15 protein-coding genes are annotated in these 18,678 nt (G+C 72.6%); 6 read left to right on the top strand and 9 right to left on the bottom strand.

Annotated features, from left to right (window positions below; genetic code table 11):
• The first annotated feature begins 76 nt into the window (after positions 1-76).
• The 3 genes from ACH4U8_RS29610 to ACH4U8_RS29600 are packed head-to-tail and all read left to right on the top strand — an operon-like array spanning position 77 to position 3,672.
• Positions 77-1,801, top strand: coding sequence for an IucA/IucC family protein (locus ACH4U8_RS29610; RefSeq protein WP_395781336.1), 1,725 nt, complete (start codon positions 77-79; stop codon positions 1,799-1,801).
• Complete coding sequence (locus tag ACH4U8_RS29605; RefSeq protein ID WP_360321354.1) at positions 1,798-2,994, top strand: type III PLP-dependent enzyme; 1,197 nt, start codon at positions 1,798-1,800, stop codon at positions 2,992-2,994. Before ACH4U8_RS29610 ends, ACH4U8_RS29605 begins: the two co-directional genes overlap by 4 nt.
• A gap of 39 nt (positions 2,995-3,033) precedes the next feature.
• Positions 3,034-3,672, top strand: a complete 639-nt coding sequence (locus tag ACH4U8_RS29600) for an AAA family ATPase (protein ID WP_395781334.1) — start codon at positions 3,034-3,036, stop codon at positions 3,670-3,672.
• 38 nt (positions 3,673-3,710) lie between these two features.
• On the opposite strand, the gene ACH4U8_RS29595 is transcribed toward ACH4U8_RS29600, so the two are convergent.
• From ACH4U8_RS29595 to ACH4U8_RS29560, 8 genes are all read right to left on the bottom strand, one after another.
• Positions 3,711-4,610, bottom strand: coding sequence for a hypothetical protein (locus tag ACH4U8_RS29595; protein ID WP_395781332.1), 900 nt, complete (start codon positions 4,608-4,610; stop codon positions 3,711-3,713).
• A 200-nt stretch (positions 4,611-4,810) separates the two neighbouring features.
• Positions 4,811-6,475, bottom strand: a complete 1,665-nt coding sequence (locus tag ACH4U8_RS29590) for a PucR family transcriptional regulator (protein WP_395781330.1) — start codon at positions 6,473-6,475, stop codon at positions 4,811-4,813.
• A gap of 237 nt (positions 6,476-6,712) precedes the next feature.
• Positions 6,713-7,642, bottom strand: coding sequence for a GNAT family N-acetyltransferase (locus ACH4U8_RS29585; protein WP_395781328.1), 930 nt, complete (start codon positions 7,640-7,642; stop codon positions 6,713-6,715).
• Positions 7,639-8,511 carry an ABC transporter ATP-binding protein gene (locus ACH4U8_RS29580; protein ID WP_379990060.1) on the bottom strand — a complete coding sequence of 291 codons (873 nt, stop codon included), beginning with the start codon at positions 8,509-8,511 and terminating at the stop codon, positions 7,639-7,641. The genes ACH4U8_RS29585 and ACH4U8_RS29580 overlap by 4 nt, the downstream gene beginning before the upstream one ends.
• Positions 8,508-10,364 carry a dipeptide/oligopeptide/nickel ABC transporter permease/ATP-binding protein gene (locus ACH4U8_RS29575; protein WP_395781326.1) on the bottom strand — a complete coding sequence of 619 codons (1,857 nt, stop codon included), beginning with the start codon at positions 10,362-10,364 and terminating at the stop codon, positions 8,508-8,510. The genes ACH4U8_RS29580 and ACH4U8_RS29575 overlap by 4 nt, the downstream gene beginning before the upstream one ends.
• 2 nt (positions 10,365-10,366) lie before the next feature.
• Positions 10,367-11,356, bottom strand: coding sequence for an ABC transporter permease (locus ACH4U8_RS29570; RefSeq protein ID WP_395781324.1), 990 nt, complete (start codon positions 11,354-11,356; stop codon positions 10,367-10,369).
• Complete coding sequence (locus ACH4U8_RS29565; RefSeq protein ID WP_395781322.1) at positions 11,353-12,930, bottom strand: ABC transporter substrate-binding protein; 1,578 nt, start codon at positions 12,928-12,930, stop codon at positions 11,353-11,355. Before ACH4U8_RS29565 ends, ACH4U8_RS29570 begins: the two co-directional genes overlap by 4 nt.
• Complete coding sequence (locus ACH4U8_RS29560) at positions 12,927-14,402, bottom strand: serine hydrolase domain-containing protein (protein ID WP_395781320.1); 1,476 nt, start codon at positions 14,400-14,402, stop codon at positions 12,927-12,929. The genes ACH4U8_RS29565 and ACH4U8_RS29560 overlap by 4 nt, the downstream gene beginning before the upstream one ends.
• 256 nt (positions 14,403-14,658) lie before the next feature.
• On the opposite strand from ACH4U8_RS29560, the gene ACH4U8_RS29555 reads away from it, so the two are divergent.
• Together ACH4U8_RS29555 and ACH4U8_RS29550 are read left to right on the top strand one after the other, a co-directional pair.
• Entirely contained in the window at positions 14,659-15,507 is an 849-nt protein-coding gene (locus ACH4U8_RS29555; protein WP_360321324.1) for a M55 family metallopeptidase, read from the top strand.
• A gap of 49 nt (positions 15,508-15,556) precedes the next feature.
• The gene (locus ACH4U8_RS29550) at positions 15,557-16,459 is read left to right on the top strand and encodes a serine hydrolase (RefSeq protein ID WP_395781318.1); all 903 of its coding nucleotides are present in this window, start codon (positions 15,557-15,559) and stop codon (positions 16,457-16,459) included.
• A gap of 123 nt (positions 16,460-16,582) precedes the next feature.
• Here the strand turns inward: ACH4U8_RS29550 and ACH4U8_RS29545 are convergent, their stop codons facing one another.
• Positions 16,583-17,314, bottom strand: a complete 732-nt coding sequence (locus ACH4U8_RS29545; protein WP_360321318.1) for a spermidine synthase — start codon at positions 17,312-17,314, stop codon at positions 16,583-16,585.
• 267 nt (positions 17,315-17,581) lie between these two features.
• Between ACH4U8_RS29545 and ACH4U8_RS29540 the strand changes: the two genes are divergently transcribed.
• A complete protein-coding gene (locus tag ACH4U8_RS29540) occupies positions 17,582-18,625 on the top strand; it encodes a P1 family peptidase (protein ID WP_395781316.1) in 1,044 nt (347 codons plus the stop codon).
• The last annotated feature ends 53 nt before the right edge of the window (positions 18,626-18,678 follow it).

Raw genomic sequence — 18,678 nt, 5'->3', positions numbered from 1 at the left:
CGCCGACACGCCCGCCGCCGACCCCTGGCCTGCACCCCCGCACGCCCCGCCGCCCCTCGAACCGCTGGAGTCGCCCATGCCGCTCTCGTCGGCCGCATCCCGAACCGTCTCCGCCGTCCCACCCGCACCACCCTCGGCCGACGACGTCGTCGCGCACACCCTGCTCAACTGTCTGCACCGGGAGGTGTGCGGCCCGGCGGGACACAGCTTCGTGGAGCCCGGCGACGCCGGCCATCTCCGGCTGCACCTGGTTCGTTCGGGTACCTGGCTGCGCGTGCGGTTGCGGCGCACCTCGCTGTTGGGCGACCACCGGTTCATCGGCCCGGTGGCCGAACTGCGCGGCTCCGCCTGGCGGGTGCTGACCTGGTCCGAGCTGGCCCGGCGCATCCACACCGAACTGGGTCGACAAACCGGCGTGGACAACGACGAGTTCCTCGGCCAGGTGGCGTCCAGCCGAGCCGGCGTGGCCGCGGGGCTGGCCCGACCCGTCGTCCGGCCCGCCTCGCGCTACCTGGAGTCGGAACAGGCCCTGCTGTTCGGGCACCGCTTCCATCCCACGCCCAAGGCACGCGGGGCCGACCCGGCGACGTGGCCGGCCTACGCGCCCGAGGCCCGGGCCACGTTCCGCCTGCGGCACCTGGCGGTGCGCAGCGAACTGATCGCCCAGGAGCGGCTCGCCGCCGCCGACACCGCGGTCCTGGATCGACTCGGCCCGGTCCCGGCCGGATACACCCTGCTGCCCGCACACCCGTGGCAGTTCGACCTGCTCGCCGAACACCCCCGTCTGCGCGCCGCATTGGCCGCAGGCGACATACTCGACCTGGGCCCGGGCGGCGCCCCGTTCGCCGCCACCGCGTCGGTGCGCACCCTCGCCGGCGCCGGCATGTTCCTCAAGTTCGGTCTGAATGTGCGGATCACCAACTGCGTGCGCCGCAACGCGGCCTACGAGTTGTCCGGGGCGGTCGCGCTGACCCGTGCGCTGGCCCCGATCCTGGCTCGATCGGCGGCACGCCACCCGGACTTCGCGATGCTCGGCGAGCCCGCATATCGCAGTGTGTCGGCGGCGGTGGCACCCGACCTGCTCGAAGGGTTCGGGGTGATCGTCCGGGACGGCCTGGACACGCGGCTGCGGCCGGGCCACACGGCGCTGTTGGCCGCCGCGGTGGCCGCCGAATACGCCACCGGGTCCGCCCACGTGTCCCGGCTGCCGCCCGGCACCGGACCGGACGCGGCGCTGCGCTGGTGGGACGACTACCTGCGGTTGTTGGTCCCGCCGGTGCTGGCCGCCTACTTCGCGCACGGCGTGGTGTTGGAGCCGCACCTGCAGAACGTGCTGCTCGCGGTCGACGCCGCGGGCCGGCCCCGCCAGGTGCTGATCCGGGACATGGAGGGCACCAAGCTGCTGCCCGGACCGCACGCCGCCACCCTGGCCGCGCTGCCGCCCTCGGTCGCCGAACCCATGACCTACACCGCCCGGCGCGGCTGGGACCGGGTGGCCTACTGCCTGCTGGTCAACAACGTCGCCGAGATGCTCGCCGCGCTGACCGACCTGCATCCGCGGTTGGAGGCCCGGCTGTGGGCGCGGGTACGCGCGGTGCTGGCGCGTTGTTCGGCCGAGCACGGCGAACCACCGCCGCTGCGGGCGCTGCTGGCCGGCGCCCCGCTGCCCGCCAAGGGCAACCTGCTGGCCCGCTGGGAACGGCGGTCCGACCGCGAGGCGCAGTACCTGCGGATCCCCTCACCACTGGCCGCGTCGATCCCCGACGGGGTCCGCCGCACACCCGCCCGGAGCACACGATGATCACCCCCGCCGTACGGACCCGGGTGACGCACCTGGCCACCGCCGAACTCCCCGCCTACATCCACGACCTCGGCGCGCTGCGGGCGCACGTGGCGGCCGTGCGCGCCGCGCTGCCCGCCCGGGTCGAGTTGTACTACGCGGTCAAGGCCAATCCCGCACCGGAGATCCTGGCCGCGCTCGCCGCCGAGGTGAGCGGCTACGAGGTCTCCTCGGGCGGCGAACTCGCGCATGTGCTCGCCCGGCAGCCCGCCGTGCCGGTGGCCTTCGGCGGCCCCGGCAAGACGGTGGACGAGCTGATCGCCGCGCTGCGCGCGGGAGTCGGGCGCTTCCATGTGGAGAGCCGCCACGAGCTGCACCAACTCGTCGCACTGGCCGCCCGGTTCCGGCCCGAGCGCGACGTCGACGTGCTGCTGCGGGTCAACCTGCCGCTCGGGCCGGACCTGCTCCGGGGCGCGGCCCTGACCATGGGCGGCGGCTCCGGCCCGTTCGGCATGGATCCGGCCGAGGTCGAGGACTGTCTGCGGCTGCTCGCCGGGCCGGACGCGGGTCGGGCGCGCCTTCGCGGCATCCACACGCATCCGGCCAGCGGCCTGGACGCGGACACCGCGCTCACCGTCGCCGAACGCGTCCTGACCTGGACGCGGGACGTCGCGGCACGCCACCGGATCGCGCTGTCCGAGGTGAACATCGGCGGCGGAATGGCGGTCGACTACGCGGATCCGGCCGCCCGCTTCGACTGGACCCGCTTCGGCGCCGGCCTGGCGCGCCTGGTCGCCGACCACCCCGACCTCACCGTGCGGATCGAGCCGGGTCGGGCGCTGACCGCGTACTGCGGTTGGTACGCCACCGAGGTGCTGGACCTCAAGCACAGTCACGGCCGCACGTTCGCCGTCCTGCGCGGCGGGACCCACCACCTGCGCACCCCCGCGGCCAAGGGCCACGACCAACCGTGCACGATCGTGCCGAGCACGATCCCCTGGCCCTATCCGTGGCCGCGCCCGGAGGTGCACGACACCGAACTCACCCTGACCGGCCAACTCTGCACCCCCAAGGACGTGTTCGCCCGCCACCGCCCGGTCGCCCGGCTTCGCGTCGGCGACCGCGTGGTCTTCGCCCTGACCGGCGCCTACGCCTGGAACATCTCCCACCACGATTTCCTGATGCACCCGCACCCGACCTTCCACTACCTGTGATCGCCGCCGGAAGCGGCGGCGAACTCGTGGGCTCGATACATGCTTTTATGGATCAACGGCCCCTTCGGCGTCGGCAAATCCCAGACCGCACACGAGTTGTCCCGGCGGTTGCCCGGCAGTGTGATCTGCGATCCGGAGGAGGTCGGCTACGGCCTGCACCGGATGTTGCCGCCGGCGCTGCGCGGCGACTTCAAGGATCTGGTCGCCTGGCGACAGGGCGTGTTCGAGGTACTGGATCTGGTGCTGACCGGACGAGGGCGATCCGGCCCGGTGATCGCGCCGATGACGATGATCGAGCCGGACCACTTCCGCGAGACGATCGAACGTCTGCGGGAACGCGGGCACAACGTACGGCACTTCACGCTGTTCGCCGAGCGGGAGACGATCCTGCGGCGGCTGAACGAACGCGGCCTCGGGCAGGCGATCCGGATGGTGCTCGGCAAGGAAGCGCCGCCGCGTCGGGAGAGCTTCGCGGTCTCCCGACTCGATGTGTGCCTGGAGAAACTGGCGGCCCCGGAGTTCGCCGAGCACATCGACACCGAACGCATCGACGTCGCCGGGGCGGCCGAGCGGATCGCCGCCTCGGTCGGGCCGACCCTGGCCCCGAACACCGACGGCCCGCTGCGCGGCCGGCTGCGCCGGGCCGGGGTCGGCATCCGACAGATCCGGATCTTCTGACCCGGGTCGGAAGGCGGTAAAGGCCCGCCGGGCGCCGGTCAGTCCTGCGCCGGCAGCAGGGCGGCGAGTGGGAAGGTTGTGGTGTCCTGGGGTGGGCGGGACAGGTGCAGGGCGGTGTGGAAGTAGCCGGCGCTCTCCTTGCCGCGGGGATCCTCGGCCTCGGCGAGCACCGCCTCGACGGCGTAGCGCTGTTCCTGCTCGCCGGTGAAGCGGCGCTGCGGGAAGGTGTGCGGGCCGACCTTCTCGGTGACCAGGCCGAGCGCGCTCAGGCCGTCGGCGATGGCCTGGTAGGACCCCGTGCGCAGGACGAACGCGGCCACCCACACGGGTTCCGCGGCGTCGGTCAGGAACGGTCGGAAGGACCGCGGGGACAGGAAGCTGGCGCCGCCGGTGACGGTGATCAGCCGGGTCGACCGGGTGGCGGCGAGCAGGGCCGACGAGGGCGGTGCCACCTCCAGGTTCTCGGCGAACCCCGCGTCGAGGAGGCCGACCGCCCGGGCGTAGGACACCGCGTTCGCGGCCACGTCGAGACCGACCACGCGCACCGCGTCCGCCCGGCGCCGGGCCGCGTACCAGGCCCGGTCGGCCTCGATCAGCTCGGCGGTGTCCAGCGCGGCGATGGAGGCGGACCCGTACCGGTCGTAGAGGTCGGCCAGCGTCACGTCGTGATTGAGCAGGGCCGCGTTGATCCCGTACGAACAGCAGATGTCGAGCACGCTGCCCGGCCCCGGGCTGCCGTTGCCGTTGCCGGTCCAGGTCGTGAGCATGTGGCGGAAGATCCGCTGGGCGTGATGCGGCGTCTGGTACTCGAACGATCCGAGCGCCCGGAAGAAGGCCCGTGGGTCCGGCCGGTCGTAGATGTCGTCGAACCGGGTCATCGCCCGGCCGTCGACCTGCGCCGACTCGCCTTCGCGTTCCGTATCCTCGGTCCCGGACACCGCGGCCTCCTCTTCCTTCTCCTGCCGACACGCTGCCCGGCGGCCACCGGCGGCAACCCCTCGACCGGAGCGGCCCCGGCCGGCCGAGGCCCGAGCGCACGGGTGCCCCGTGGTTGGTGCCGGCCGCCGCCTGCCCATTCGGCGCGCCGCCCGGATGGCACTCGGGCGCGACCGCCGCACCGAGTGAACACGACGTCCTCCTAGACCACCGGCCCGCGCAGCGTCGGCGGGGCGGTGATCCGTCCGCTGGCCGCGGCCCGGGCGGAGCCGCGGCCCGGATGCACGCCGTGCAGGCGGAGTTGGAACATCGCGTCGAAGCGGGCGTCCCCGTCGGCGAGGTCGATCGCGCCCACCTCGGACAACCGGCGCAGTCGATAGCGGAACGTGTTCGGGTGCACGTGCACGGCCGCCGCCGCCGCGGTGACGTCGCCGAAGGTGTCCAGCCACGCGGCGAGGGTCTCGGTGAGGTGCGTGTCGTGTTCGGCGTCGTAGGCGCGCAGCCGGGTGACCGGTCCGGCCGGCGCGTCGTCGGTGGCGGCGACCCGGTCGGCGACGTCGACCAGCAGCGAGGACACGTACACGTCGCACAACCGGGCCACCCGCAACGACGAGCGGCCCGCACGCAGCACCCGCAGCGCGCGGTCCGCGTCGGCGCGGGAGGAGGGCAGGTCCACCTCGCGGGCGGCCACCCGGCCGATGCCCACGACCGCGTCGATCCGGCCGCCGATCCGGGCCAGGAACTCCTCGGCGAGCCGGACCGCCCGAGCGTCCGACTCGGTGGGCAGGATCGCGTAGGTGAAGCCGCCCAGTCGGGCGGTGGCGGTACGCGGATGGACCGCGGCCAGGTGCAGGGCCAGCGCGTCGACGATCCGGTGTTCCTCGGCGCTGCGCTCCGCCGGTGCCGAGTCGCCGACCACGGCGAGGGCGAGGACGCACGCGGGCTGATGGGCCAGGCCCAGTCGGCCGGCCGCGTCCACCGCCGCCGGGCCGCCTTCGAGCACGGTGGCGAGCAGATCGGTACGCAGTCGGCGTTCCACGTCCGCGCCGGCCCGGCGGCGCAGCAGGTGCAGCGCGACCACCTTGGCCGCCTCGGTCAGCGAGCGGGCCAACTCCTCGGACAGCGGCTCGTGCACCACGACCCAGATCGAGCCCAGGATCTCGTCCCCGGCCCGGACCGCGATGGCCACCCTGGGCAGGTCGGAGACGCCGGCCAGATACAGCGGTCCCTCGCTGCGGTACAGCGCGTGGAAGGCGCCGCGCTCCTCCAGGATGCGCAACATCTCCGCGGGCACCTGGCGGTCCAGGATGGTGGCGATCCGGGGTTCGTCCGCCTCGTCCTGGCGGCTGGAGAAGGCCAGCACCCGGCCGCTGCGGTCCTCCACGGTGACTGGTCCGTCCAGCAGCGCGGCGATCGCGTTGACCAGCGCGAACAGGTCGCCGGCCGGTGCGCCGTCGAGGGTTTCGCCACTTTGCGCGGTGCCCACCTCGTCCACCGCGAGCAGGGCCCGCAGCATGGTGGTGACCTGCGACCAGGACGCACCGGGGGTGAGCGCCAGGATCACCACGCCGGTGCTCGCGACGGCCGCCTCGATCTCGGCGTCCACCACGATCGGGCCGCGCACCACGATGGCCGGTGCGCCCAGCCCGGCGGCGCGGTGCACCAGGGCGGCGATCGCGGCGGATCCGTAGACGGCGACGCCCAGGACCACCGCACCCGGCAGGTGCGCGGGTTCGTCGTGCGGATCGTGGATGAGCACGCCGGTGACCTCGCGGTCGGGATCCGGCGTGCCGGCCGCCACCGCGAACAGGGTCGAGCCGAGGTCGTCGATGATGCGCCCGAGGACCGCGCGCGGACTCGCGGTCATCGGCTGCCCACCGGGGTGTGCGTGGGAGTGCTGCCCACGGGGTGTATTCGCCGGCTGCTTGGCACGTTCATGACTCGGGGTTCCAATCCGTCGACACAGGTCCCCCGTCGAGCCCGGCCGGCCTGTCCGGCCCAGGGGCCGCCCATGTCCTCGATGGCCGGCCCGTGGGCGGAGTCTAAACGATCTTGAGTCGGATGTGCGGGGGTGAAACCGGCTCACTCCGCACGATGTCGACTCTTACGGTCGATACCCGTCCGGTCCGCGATCGAGCACGTACCGCCCGTCCCGGCCGAAGCCGCGCACCTGCCGACCCTGGCTCATCAGCTCGCCCAGCACCTCGCGCACCGCCAGCCGCCACCCCCGCGCCGCCGACGGGTCGGCCCGCCGCAGCGCCTCGATGTCCCGAGGTACCGCGACCAGCACCACGTCCCCGTCGGTGCGGCCCCGGATCGGCCGCCCGTCGGGGCCCGCGTCCAGGCCGATGACCACCTCTCCGGCCAGGTCCTCGGTGTCGACGGGTTGCGCCACCCCGGCACAGGCCAGCGCGACCCGGTCGGCGGTCAGGTCCCAGCGGGCCAACAGCCGGTCGGAGAAGTCGTCCCCGTTGATGGCGTCGGACATCGGCCCGTAGAAGTCGGCCAGGTACTCGGCCGGGAGGGCGCCGAGCTTGGCCAGGTTGAAGTAGGCGTTGCGGCCGACCAGGGGGTCGAAGGTCCAGGTGACCCGGGTGATGGCGCGCTCCAGGCACCAGGCGCGCTGGTAGACCTTGAGCGCGTAGCCCACGTCGCGTCCGCGCGAGCGTTCGTCGACGCCGGCGATGTGCGAGTGCAGGCCCTCGGTGGAGAGCAGGCCCACACACGCGCCGATCAGCCGGTCGCCCTCGTAGGTGCCCACCACGTAGCCGCCCGAGTGGGCGACCACGGTCATCAGTTCGGGGCTGATCATCGGGTTGGTCGGCTCGGGCTGCCAGACGTGTTGGAACAACTCGCACGCGTCGGCCATCTCGCCCAGGGTGTGCAGCTCACGGATCTCGATCCGGGCCAGGCGAGCCGCGCGGTCGGCCGCCTCGACCGCGCGCTCGCGAAGTGCACCGGAATCGGGTTCGGGTTCGCGGTCGGCGCGGTACAGGTCGCCGCCGGTACGCGCTCCCGCCGGTGTCGGCGTCATCGGGCCGTTGCCTCCGTCTCCGCTTCGGTCGCGGGCGCGACCGCCGCCCGCTCGGGCAGCGGCTCGCCGATCGTGGGGACACCGGACAACAGGGCCCGGGTGTAGTCGTGTTCCGGGTTCTCCAACACCTGTGCGGCCGGGCCGCATTCGACCAGGACGCCGCGGTCCATCACCGCGATCCGGTCCGCCAGGTAGCGCACCACGGCCAGGTTGTGCGAGATGAACAACATCGCGAAGCCGAGCTCGCGTTGCAGGTCGCGGATCAGGTTGAGCACCGCACCCTGCACCGAGACGTCCAGTGCGGAGGTGACCTCGTCGGCGACCAGCACGGCGGGCCGGGCGGCCAGCGCGCGAGCCAGCGCGACCCGTTGGCGCTGGCCGCCGGAGAGCGCGTGCGGCAGGCGGGTACTGACACCCGGGTCGATGCCGACCAGGTCGAGGTAGCGGGCCACCTCGGTCGCCCGGGTCGCCCGGTCGGCGCGCGGCAGCGCCTCGGCGACCGAACCGCCGATGGTCAGCCGCGGGTTCAGCGACGCGAACGGGTCCTGGAAGACCAGTTGGATCGGCCGACGCCCGGGCTTGCGGCCCTGGTCGACGCCGTCCACCAGGACCTGTCCCGAGTCGATCGAGACCAGCCCGACCGCGGCCCGGCCCAGCGTGGACTTGCCCGATCCGGAACCGCCGACCAGACCGACCACGCTGCCCGCGGGCACGTCCAGGGAGACGTCGTCCACGGCGGTCGAGGCGTTGCGGCCCCGTCCGTAGCGCACGGTGATGTTGCGCAGTTCGAGCGAGCCGGACGTGGTGCTTCCGGCGGGGCCCGAGGCGGCTTCGGCGGCGGAGGGATCCGCCGTGCTCACGGCTTTCATCGTGCCTCCTCCAGTTCGTGGGTGGCGGTGGTGATCGGGTCCCAGCACGCGACGCGTCGGCCCGGGCGGATCTGCTCCAGCACCGGCTCCTCGGTGCGGCAGCGGTCGGTGGCCCGGGCGCAGCGGGGCGCGAACGGGCAGCCGACGCTCTGCTCGCCGGGCTCGGGCGGGCGGCCGGGGATGGTCGCCAGCGGGGTGTCCCGGTCGGTGGTCATGCTGGGCACCGCGCCGATCAGCGCGGCCGAGTACGGGTGGGCGACGCCGTCGGCGAGGTCTCCGACCGGGAGTTCCTCCACGATCCGGCCCGCGTACATGACCACGACGCGGTCGCACACCTGGGAGACGACGGCGATGTCGTGCGAGATGAGCAGCAGCGCGGCACCGGATTCGGTGCGCACGTCCCGGAGCAGGGCCAACACCTGGGCCTGGACGGTCACGTCCAGGGCGGTGGTGGGCTCGTCGGCGATGATCAGGCGGGGTTCGCCCATCAGGCCCATGGCGATCATCACGCGCTGGCGCATGCCGCCGGAGAACTCGTGCGGGCGCTTGCGGACCCGCAGTTCGGGGTTGATGATGCCGACCGCGCCCAGCCGGGAGACGGCGCGGGAGACGGCCGCCGCGCGTCCGGCGTTGTGGTGCACCTCGGCCACTTCGGCGAGTTGCCGGCCGACGGTGAGTGCGGGGTTGAGCGAGGCCATCGGGTCCTGGAAGACCATCGCCATCGAAGTGCCCTTGGGCGCCTGCTTGTTCAGGTCCCGGTCGCCGAAGCGCATGGTCCGGGAGCTGACCCGGCCGGGGTGCGGGACGAGTCCGGCCGCGGCGAGCGCGGTCAGGCTCTTGCCCGAGCCGGATTCGCCGACGATGCCCACCGCTTCGCCCTCGTCGACGGTCAGGCACACGTCGTGCACCGCGGTGTGGCCGGGGAAGCGGACCTGGAGGTGGTCGATGTGCAGCAGGCCGGACGCGCTCTCCTCGGCGGGCGTCATGGCGCTCGTTTCGGCCGTCGCGATCTCGGGCTGCGGCGCGGTGCGACCGGCGTTCGCCTTGGCGACGACCTCGCCGATCAGGCCGAAGGTGATGCCGGTGAGCACGATCGCGGCGCCGGGGCCGACCGCCGACATCGGGTCGACCATGACCCGGTCGAGTTGTTCGTTGAGCAGGCGTCCCCAGTCGTAGTCGGGCGGTTGCACGCCCAGCCCGAGGAAGGACAGGCCGGAGAAGGCGACCAGGATGCCGGCGGCGGTGGTGGAGACGAACAGCGCGACGGGTTCGGCGATGTTGGGCAGGATGTGCCGCACGATGATCCGGAAGCGGTTGACGCCCAGGATCCGGGCCGCGGCCACGTAGTCGGTGCCGGCGATGGAGGCGGTCAGGTTCTGCACGAGTCGGGCGGTGCTGGGTGCCGCGCCCAGGCCGATGGCGAAGGCGGCGGAGAAGGTACCGACGCCGAAGATGACGGCGAGGAAGAGCACGAACAGCAGGCCGGGGAAGGCGACGAGCAGGTTGACCGTCGCGGTGATCAGGCGACCGGCGCGGCGGCCCAGGACCGCCGGCAGCACGCCCAGGATCAGGCCGCCGACGACCGCGATGAGCGTGGCGAACAGGGTGAGTTCCAGCGTGAGCCGGGTCGCCACCACCACCCGGGCGGCGATGTCGCGACCGAGCGCGTCGGTACCGAACAGGTGCTCGGTGCCGCTGTGTCGGCCGATCGCGTCGGTGTCGATGCGGTCGGCCGTGTCGCCGAGCAACATCGGTCCGAAGATCGCGGTCAGGACGATGATCGTGCTCGCGGCGGCCGCGGCGATCCCCAGGGGGGTGCGCAGGGCGAGGCGGAGTCTTGGGGTCTGGGACATCGTCAGCTCCCGCGAATCGTGGACTGGGGATCGGCGGCGGCGACGGCGAGGTCGACCATGAAGTTGATCGTGAGGGCGGTGGCTCCGTAGACCAGGACGATGCCCTGGACGAGCGGATAGTCCTTCTGCAGGATCGCCTGGACGATGGTCATGCCCAGGCCGGGCCAGGCGAAGACGTTCTCGATCAGCACGGTGCCCGCCAGCAGGCCGCTGAGCAGCAGGCCGCCGAGGGTGAGCGAGGAGGTCAGCAGGTTGGGCAACGCGTGCCGCAGGTAGACCAGTCGGCCCGGCAGGCGCTTGGCCCGGGCGGTGCGCATGTAGTCGGTCTCGAACACGCGCAGCGCCTCGACCCGAACGATTCGCGACAGTGCGGCGATCGGGGTGACGGCGAGGGCGAGCACGGGCAGTACGTAGGAGTCGGGGCCTTCGCGCAGCGCCACCGGGAACCAGCCGAGGGAGACGCCGAACACCGAGGCGAGGCCGACGGCGAGGAGGAATTCCGGGATGGCCACGATCGCCCCGGTCGAGGAGGCGAAGGCCAGTTCGCCGCGCCGGCGCCGACCGTTGCGGGTCCACACGGCCATCGCCATGCCCAGCGGGACGGCCACCAGCATCACCAGGACGAACGCGTAGATCGCGATCTCCATGGTGGCCGGCAGTCGGTCGCCGATCATCTGGGACACCGGGACCCGGGCGGTGATCGATTCGCCCAGATCGCCGTGGAAGAGCCCACTCAGGAAGTGCCGGTACTGGGAGATCAGCGATTCGTCCAGGCCCAGTTGTTCCTTGCGGGCGGCGACCGCCTCGGGCGTGGCGTTGAGCCCCAGGGCACCTCGGACCGGGTCGCCGGGGACGAAGTGGATCATCGCGAAGGCTGCGGTGATCAGAGCGGCGAGCGAGACCAACAGGCGCCCGGTGCGGCGTACCAGGAAGGAGGCCCAGGGGCCGAGCCGGAAGTCGATCACCCGACCGGTGAGGGTTGCGGTGCTCATCGGCCACCGACCTTGCGAAGACTGGTGGGAATCGGGCCTCCACCATCGAGTTGGAAGGTATAGCCCCGGGTGAAATACAGGGTCATCGAGTCCATAAAGGTCACCACATCGACACGTTTGGTCAACTCGGACTCCGCTGCCGTCCATTCTGGGCAGCCGGAGGTGTCAGGCTTGGCCATCGCAAGGGCCATGAGCCGCTTGTACTCGGGGTTGTCGAGCGAGCCGAAGTTCAGGCCGTCGGGCGGCGGAGGCCCGCCGAAGAAGGGCACGGCCTGGTCGGGCGTGGTCACCGAAAGCGGCGCCCACGCGACCTCCCACTGGCCGCTGAACAGGACTGTGGCATTGGTCGAGGGGGTGGTCGGTTGCAGGCTGACCTTGGCCCCGAAGGAGGTCCACTGCTTGGCCACCAACTCGACGGCGGCCACGACCTGGGTTCCATAGGTGTTGCCGGGATTGACCAGCGAGACCGACAACTGCTTGCCGTCCTTGCTCCAACGCCCGCCGACCTTCTTCCAGCCGGCCGCGCGCATGGTCTCGGCAGCCTTGGTAGGGTCGTACGGCGCGATGTTGCCGGTGATCGCGTCCTCCGTGCACGGCGGGCCCATCGTGACGCCCAGCCGCAGCGGCGCGACACCCTTGCCGCCGGTGGCCACCGCGCCGATCTGCTTGAGGTTCAGCGCCGAGAGCAGCGCCAGCCGCACCTGCGGATCGGCGGTGACCCGACCGGCGGCCTCGTTGAAGGTCAACATCCCGAGCGGATCGCGCTGGGACTGGTACTTCACGCCGGCCGCGAGCAACCGGGAACGGTCGCTGCCGATGACGGGCGCGATGTCGATTTGGCCGGCGAGCAGGAGGTTGGCCCTGGTGGACTCGTTGCCGATGACCTTGAAGACCACCCGCTCCGGCATGTGCTTGTTGTCGACACCGTCCGGCCCCCAAACGTATCCGGGCCGTTTGGTGAAGGTGAAGTGATCGCCCGAGGCCACCTCGGTCAGGCGATACGGCCCGGTGCCGTCGGACGTGTGGGTGAGTTGCTCCGACGCACGCAGCCCGGTGGGGCACACCAGCGGCAACATCGCGGAGCCGCGAACCAGGAAGGGGCTGGGATCGGTGGTCTTCAGCGTCAGGGTGTTCGTCGCGTCGTCGGCGGTGGCAACCACGCCGGGGGGCACCATCAGACCGTTCAGGGGGGACTTGTTCGCCGGGTCGACGATATACGTGTACTGAGCCGCGATGTCGGACGCGGTCAGCGCGACACCGTTGTCGCACATCACGTCGCGCCTGATCGTGAAGGTCGCGGACGTCGCGTCGGAGGTCCACTTCTCCGCGACGCCGGAGACGATCCGCCCGTCCACCGGGTCGACCTGGATCAACGCGTCGTAGGTGTAGCGGTTCATCGTCACCGCGGACGAGGTCAGCGCGGTCATCGGGTTCAGGTTGCCCGGGTCGCCCGGGATCGCGATGGTGACCGCATCGTCACCGCCCCCGGCGCCACCGGGGGCGGTTCCCCCGCAGCCGGCCGCGAACAACCCCAGCGCGAACACGACCGCGGCGGTGCGCGGGGCGCGTCTCATCGCTCGCCTCCGGAGGAACACTCGGCGCCGCGCTGTCCGTTGCCGGGTGCGGTGCCCGATTCGCCGGCGGTGACCCGAGGCAGCGCGCGGGTCATGTGCAGGAAGCCGGCGCGGTCGCCGTCGCCGAGGAAGGCGTACTGGGTGTACCGCCCGCCCCGCGGCTCGACCTCGATCAGGGTGCGGGCGTCGCGAACCGCGAGCCTGCCGGTCCGCACCTGCTCGCCCCCGGCCATCTCGGCGGCGGCGCCGATCGTACGCATGGTCAACTCGAGGCCCTCCTCGGACTCGACCACGTCGTAGACCATCGCCTGCGAGGCGTAGCGGCCGACGAAGAAGCGCGAGTCCACCACCGGGGGGTCGACGGGCGGCGCGACGGGTTCCGGGACCACCACGTCGGCACTGGCCGCGAACACGTCGCGGACCAGGTCGTACATCACCCCCAGGTCACCGCCGTTGGTGAGGATCGCGATCGAGACGCCGCTCTCGGGGGCCACCCGCAGGATCGCGCTCTGCCCGATGGCACCGCCGTCGTGGCCGATCACCGGGCCGCCGACCCAGTCGAAGAGGTTCCAGCCCAGCCCCCACACGGTGCCCACCGCGCCGATGTCGGGCGCGTGCACCTGCGGCTCGCGCATCGCCAGCGCGGACGCCTCGGACAACAGGCGCGTGCCGTCCGGCAACAGTCCCCGGGCGACGTGCGCGGCGGCGAAGGCGACCAGGTCGGTCGCGGTGGTGGTCAGCGTCGAGCCGGCCGGCGCGTTGGACCGCGGCCCCTCCCAGGCCGGCACCTTGACCGGAACCCCGTCCGGCCCGGCACCGTGCCCGATCGCCACCCGGTGCAGGAGCGCCTCGTTGGCGTTGGTGGCCACCCGGGTCAGCCCCAGCGGGATCGCGATCCGCTCACGCAGGGTGGCCTCCCAGGTCTGCCCGGTGAGCACCTCGACGATCCGGCCGAGCACGACGAAGCCGCTGTTGCAGTAGGAGAACATCTCGCCGGGCGGGAAGAGTTGGCCCGCGTCGTCGGCCAGTCCCGCGACCATTTTGGCCACCGCGTCGTCACCGGGGCCGTGGTCGTCGAACAGGTCACCCTCGAAACCGGCGGTGTGGCACAGGAGCTGACGGGGCGTCACCACCTGGGCGGCGGCCTCGTCGACGAGCCGGAACTCGGGCAGGTAGGTCCGCACCGGGGCGTCCAGGTCGAGCACGCCCTCGTCGACGAGCTGCATGATCAGCGTCGCCGTCCAGACCTTGGTGATCGATCCGATCTGGAAGATCGAGTCGGGGGTCGCGGGGTACCCGATCTCCACGTCGAGCACACCCGTGGCGGCGGTCACCGTCTCGTCGCCCATCCGTACCGCGACGCTGGCGCCGGGGATGTTGCCACGCTCGGCCAGCTCGCCGATTCGGGTCGCTAGATACTCCGGCGTCGGCAGCGTCCGGGCAACCGGCCCGGACACCTCGGATCGTCCCATCGTGGGATACCTCCTCGGAAAGCGGCGGCGAGTGCCGCAGAGGACGATCACGGTAGGCAGCGCCCGAATGGCGTGAATCGTCGTCCGGGACGAAGAACCGCCCCCGAACCTGTCCGAATCACCGACGCCGAGCGGTACCGCTTCCCGGAATCCTCGGCAGAGGCCGCCGACGGTCCGCGCACCGCCCGCACCGGTTTCCCGCAGGACGCGCGCGAACCGGACCGGCACGGGCAACGCGACGAAGCGGGAGTGACCGATGGACGTGTACATCTCGATCGACATGGAAGGTGTGGCGGGCATCGCCACGCTGGACCAGATCTGGCGCGGCGGCAGCGGCTACCCGCGGGCCCAGCACCTGATGACCGGCGAGGCGAACGCCGCGATCGAGGGCGCCTTCGCGGCGGGCGCGGACCGCGTACTGATCAACGACAGCCACGGCACGATGGACAACCTGATCGCCGAGGACCTCGACCCCCGGGCCCGGATGATCCTCGGCTCGCCCAAGGCCCAGTGCATGGCCCAGGGGCTGGGCCCGCAACACGCGGTGGCGCTGTTCGTCGGCTACCACGCGGCGGCCGGCGAGCCGGGCGTGCTCGCGCACACCTTCTCCGGCAACTTCACCACGGTCAAACTCGGCGGTCGCCAGGTCACCGAGGCCGAGGTGATCGCGCTGCTCGCGGCCCAGCACGGGGTGCCGATCGGGTTGGTCACCGGCGACAACCACGTGTGTTCGGTGGCCGCGGAGGCGTTCCCCGGCGTGGTCACCGCACAGGTCAAGTCGGCCGAGGGCTGGGCTGCGGCGGACACCATGCACCCCTCCCTGGCTCGGGACCTGATCCGCGAGCAGGCCGCGCTGGCGGTCAAGAACGCCTCCTCGCTGCGCGCGCTGCCGGTGCCCGAGGAACTGGTCCTGGAGGTGGGTTTCCAACTCCCCCTGGCCGCCGAGTTCGCCGCGTTGGTGCCCGGCGCCGAGCGGCTGGACCTGTTGACGGTGCGGTGCGCGGCGCCCGACCCGAACGCCCTGATGGACCTGGTCAACATCTGGTACGCGGTGGCCGCGCACACCTCGGCCACCCACCTGCCCAACACGTCCGCGAAGCGCTGAGCCACCACCACCGGCCCCCAGGGGTCGGCCGACGATTCACGGAGCGCACATGAGCAGCGAGCAAGCGCCGGCCGAGCCGGCGAAGAGCATCCGGGCCGTCTTCGACGCCGCCGACGTGGACGGCTACCTGCACGTACGCGAACTGGACGGGGACGGCGAGGTCGAGTACCAAGGCGACGCGCCGGTCGTGCTGGCCTCGGTCTTCAAGATCCCGATCGCCCTGGAGTACGCCCGCCAGGCCGCCGACGGCCGCCTCGATCGGGCCGGCCGCCACCTGGTCACCGACGCCGACCGCGAGGGCGACGGCATCGGCACCGACGGTTGCCGGCACGACGTGGAGATGAGCGCGCGCGACCTCACCCACATGATGATGACGATGAGCGACAACGCGGCCACCGACGTGATGTTGCGGCTGGTCGGCCGGGAGAACGTGCGCGCCACCCTGGACGAGCTGGGCTGCCGGGACACCTCGGTCACCGGGTGCAAGGAACTCTTCGCCTCCGTGATGCTCGATCTGGGCATCGACCCGACGGCCGCGGACGCCCAGGAGAAGATGGCCGCGCTCACCCCCGACCAGTGCCGCGGGCTGCGCGTGCGCGACCCCGAGCGCACCGCCTCGACCACCCCGCGCGAGATCACCAAACTGCTCGCCGCGATCTGGCGGGACGAGGCCGGTCCGGCCGAGGCGTGCGCCGAGGTGCGCGAGATCATGGGCCGACAGATCTGGCCGCACCGGCTCTCCTCCGCGTTCGGGGACGAGATCCGGGTGTCCGGCAAGACCGGCACCCTGTGGGGCGTGCGCAACGAGGCCGGTGTCGTGGAATACCCGGACGGCAAGCGCTACGCCGTCGGCGTGTTCCTGCGCTCGGAGTCGATGGGCTTCCGGCTCCCGCGTGCCGACGCGGCGATCGGCCTGGCCGCCCGCACCGCGATCGACCACCTGCGCGGCTGACCCGATGCCGTATCCGGCGACCCGTGCCCTGTCGCCGGGTACGGCATCCGCGCGTGTTCCGGAGGGGGCTCGGGAACACGCCCGGGACCCCCGCGTCCCGGCCCGGCTCGCCGTCCCGCCGGGTCAGGACGCGGGGTCTCCCGCCTTTCGCGCCACATAGACCGTGTTGGTCGACGTACCGCCCTGGAGCGGATTGTCGAAGTCGACCACGTGCGCGACCGGGTCCGTGAACACCTGGCCGAGCACCTCGCCGAACTCCGCGTCCGGCGGGTCGTTCGACCACAACGCGAAGATCCCGTCCGGATGCAGCCGATCGGCCAGTGCGCGCAGTCCTGCGGGCCGGTACAGGGCGGCGTGGCTGGGGTGCAGCACGTGCCGCGGCGAGTGGTCGACATCCAGCAGGATCGCGTGGAAGCGGCGACCCGGCTCCTGCGGATCGAACCCCCGGGGATCGCCCGCCAGTGCGAAGAAGTCGCCCTGGCTCAACCGGCACCGGGGATCGTCCGCCAGTGCGAGGCCCAACGGCACCAGGCCGCGCCGATGCCAGTCGATCACCTCGCCGAGCGCGTCGACCACGATCAGGCTGCGCAGGCGCGGGTCGTCCAGTGCCGCCTTGGCGGTGTAACCGAGCCCGAGCCCGCCCACCACGACGTCGAGTTCACCCTCGGGCAGTGCGGCCAGGCCGAGTCTGGTCAGCGCGATCTCGCCTGCGGTGAACAGGCTGGACATCAGGAACTCGTCGCCGAGCTTGACCTCGTACACGTCCTCGCCGGTGGCCGGATCCCGCCTGCGGCGCAGGCTGATCTCGCCCATCGGCGTCGGCCGCCAGTCGAGTTCCTCGAAACGCGCGCTCATCCGTGCACCCTCAACCGTGTCGGTGCCGCTCTCCGGCGCCAGTGGGTGGTCAGCCTATAGAGCGCGGACCGCACGGCGCCGGAACACGGGACGCCGGACGCGGGACGCGAGGCACGTCGGCGCCCGCCGCGCACCGTGTGGCCGGCTTGGCGGGGGCCACGGAGTCGGGGCCGATCTTTCGTCGGCGGCGACGGTGCGACCCGTCGCGGCAGCGGCGCACAGTGACGTCATGCGAATGCCGGCGGAACCGACCCCTGGAGCCCGACCATGACCGCACTCGCGACCGATCGCCCGGGGCCGCGGCCGCGGATCCGCGACTACGGCCACGCACCGGGTGGACTGCGCCCCGGGACGTGGAACGCGATCACCGACGTGGCGGGCGTTCGGGTGGGCCACACCACGCTGCGCGACGCCGCGGCGGGGCTGTACTCGGGGGTGACCGCGATCGTGCCCGACGCGCTGTACACCCACGGCCCGTTGCGCGCGGGGCTGTTCGTCGGCAACGGCCACGCGGGGTTGGTCGGAGCCGGCCCACTGGTCGAACTCGGCCGACTGGGCACGCCGTTGTTGTTGACCTCCACGCAGTCCACCTGTCGGGCCGCGGACGCCCTGCTGACCTGGCGGCCGGCCCGGGTCGACCCGCCGCCGGCCTCGGTCGACCCGGTGGTCGGCGAGATCGACGACACCTGGTTGTCCCGGGCGCGACCACGGGCGCTGACCGCCACGCACGTGCACGCCGCACTGGACACCGCCTCGACCGGGGCGGTGCCGCAGGGCAACGTGGGTGGCGGCACCGGCGCGTGTGCGCTGGGCTACAAGGGCGGCATCGGCACCGCGTCGCGCCGGGTGCCGACGGACACCGGCGAGGCGACCGTCGGCGTCCTGGTCCAGGCCAACATGTCCGGCGAACTGCGCCTGGGCGGCCAGTCGGTGCGGCCCGTCTCGCTGGGCCTGCCGACCGCCGGGCCGGTGCACGGGCGGGGTTCGTGCGTGATCGTGGTGGCCACCGATCTGCCCTGTTCGACCCGCGAGTCGACCCGGATCGCCGGCCGCGGCGTGTTCGCCCTGGCCCGGGTCGGCGCGGCGTTCGCGCACGGCAGCGGCGACTGCGCGGTGGCCTTCTCCACCGCGCCGCCGCGCGCGATGGAGCCGCTGCCCTCGGCGCTGCTCGACACGGTGTTCGCGGCGACCATGGACGCCGTAGAAGAGGCGGTCCTGGACGCCCTGTTGGCCGCCGAGACGGTGCACGCCCCGGCCGGGCAGCGGGCGTACGCGCTGCCGCACGCGGCCGTCCGCCGAGCCCTCGGCTGAGCCGGCGGCGCGCCGGCTCGGGCCCGGCCGGGTGAGTCGCCGTCCACCCGGCC

It is taken from the genome of Embleya sp. NPDC020886, assembly GCF_044333915.1.
Taxonomy (GTDB): Bacteria; Actinomycetota; Actinomycetes; order Streptomycetales; family Streptomycetaceae; genus Embleya.
The sequence above is the reverse complement of the archived record's forward strand: the minus strand, read 5'-3'. Positions and strand labels throughout refer to the sequence as shown.

What these genes read in the sequence shown, in the direction of transcription:
- ACH4U8_RS29610 (WP_395781336.1), top strand. Translation starts at nt 77, where the DNA reads ATGCCGCTCTCGTCGGCCGCATCCCGAACCGTCTCCGCCGTCCCACCC.
- ACH4U8_RS29605 (WP_360321354.1), top strand. Translation starts at nt 1,798, where the DNA reads ATGATCACCCCCGCCGTACGGACCCGGGTGACGCACCTGGCCACCGCC.
- ACH4U8_RS29600 (WP_395781334.1), top strand. Translation starts at nt 3,034, where the DNA reads ATGCTTTTATGGATCAACGGCCCCTTCGGCGTCGGCAAATCCCAGACC.
- ACH4U8_RS29590 (WP_395781330.1), bottom strand. Translation starts at nt 6,475, where the DNA reads ATGACCGCGAGTCCGCGCGCGGTCCTCGGGCGCATCATCGACGACCTC.
- ACH4U8_RS29585 (WP_395781328.1), bottom strand. Translation starts at nt 7,642, where the DNA reads ATGACGCCGACACCGGCGGGAGCGCGTACCGGCGGCGACCTGTACCGC.
- ACH4U8_RS29580 (WP_379990060.1), bottom strand. Translation starts at nt 8,511, where the DNA reads ATGAAAGCCGTGAGCACGGCGGATCCCTCCGCCGCCGAAGCCGCCTCG.
- ACH4U8_RS29575 (WP_395781326.1), bottom strand. Translation starts at nt 10,364, where the DNA reads ATGTCCCAGACCCCAAGACTCCGCCTCGCCCTGCGCACCCCCCTGGGG.
- ACH4U8_RS29570 (WP_395781324.1), bottom strand. Translation starts at nt 11,356, where the DNA reads ATGAGCACCGCAACCCTCACCGGTCGGGTGATCGACTTCCGGCTCGGC.
- ACH4U8_RS29565 (WP_395781322.1), bottom strand. Translation starts at nt 12,930, where the DNA reads ATGAGACGCGCCCCGCGCACCGCCGCGGTCGTGTTCGCGCTGGGGTTG.
- ACH4U8_RS29560 (WP_395781320.1), bottom strand. Translation starts at nt 14,402, where the DNA reads ATGGGACGATCCGAGGTGTCCGGGCCGGTTGCCCGGACGCTGCCGACG.
- ACH4U8_RS29555 (WP_360321324.1), top strand. Translation starts at nt 14,659, where the DNA reads ATGGACGTGTACATCTCGATCGACATGGAAGGTGTGGCGGGCATCGCC.
- ACH4U8_RS29550 (WP_395781318.1), top strand. Translation starts at nt 15,557, where the DNA reads ATGAGCAGCGAGCAAGCGCCGGCCGAGCCGGCGAAGAGCATCCGGGCC.
- ACH4U8_RS29545 (WP_360321318.1), bottom strand. Translation starts at nt 17,314, where the DNA reads ATGAGCGCGCGTTTCGAGGAACTCGACTGGCGGCCGACGCCGATGGGC.
- ACH4U8_RS29540 (WP_395781316.1), top strand. Translation starts at nt 17,582, where the DNA reads ATGACCGCACTCGCGACCGATCGCCCGGGGCCGCGGCCGCGGATCCGC.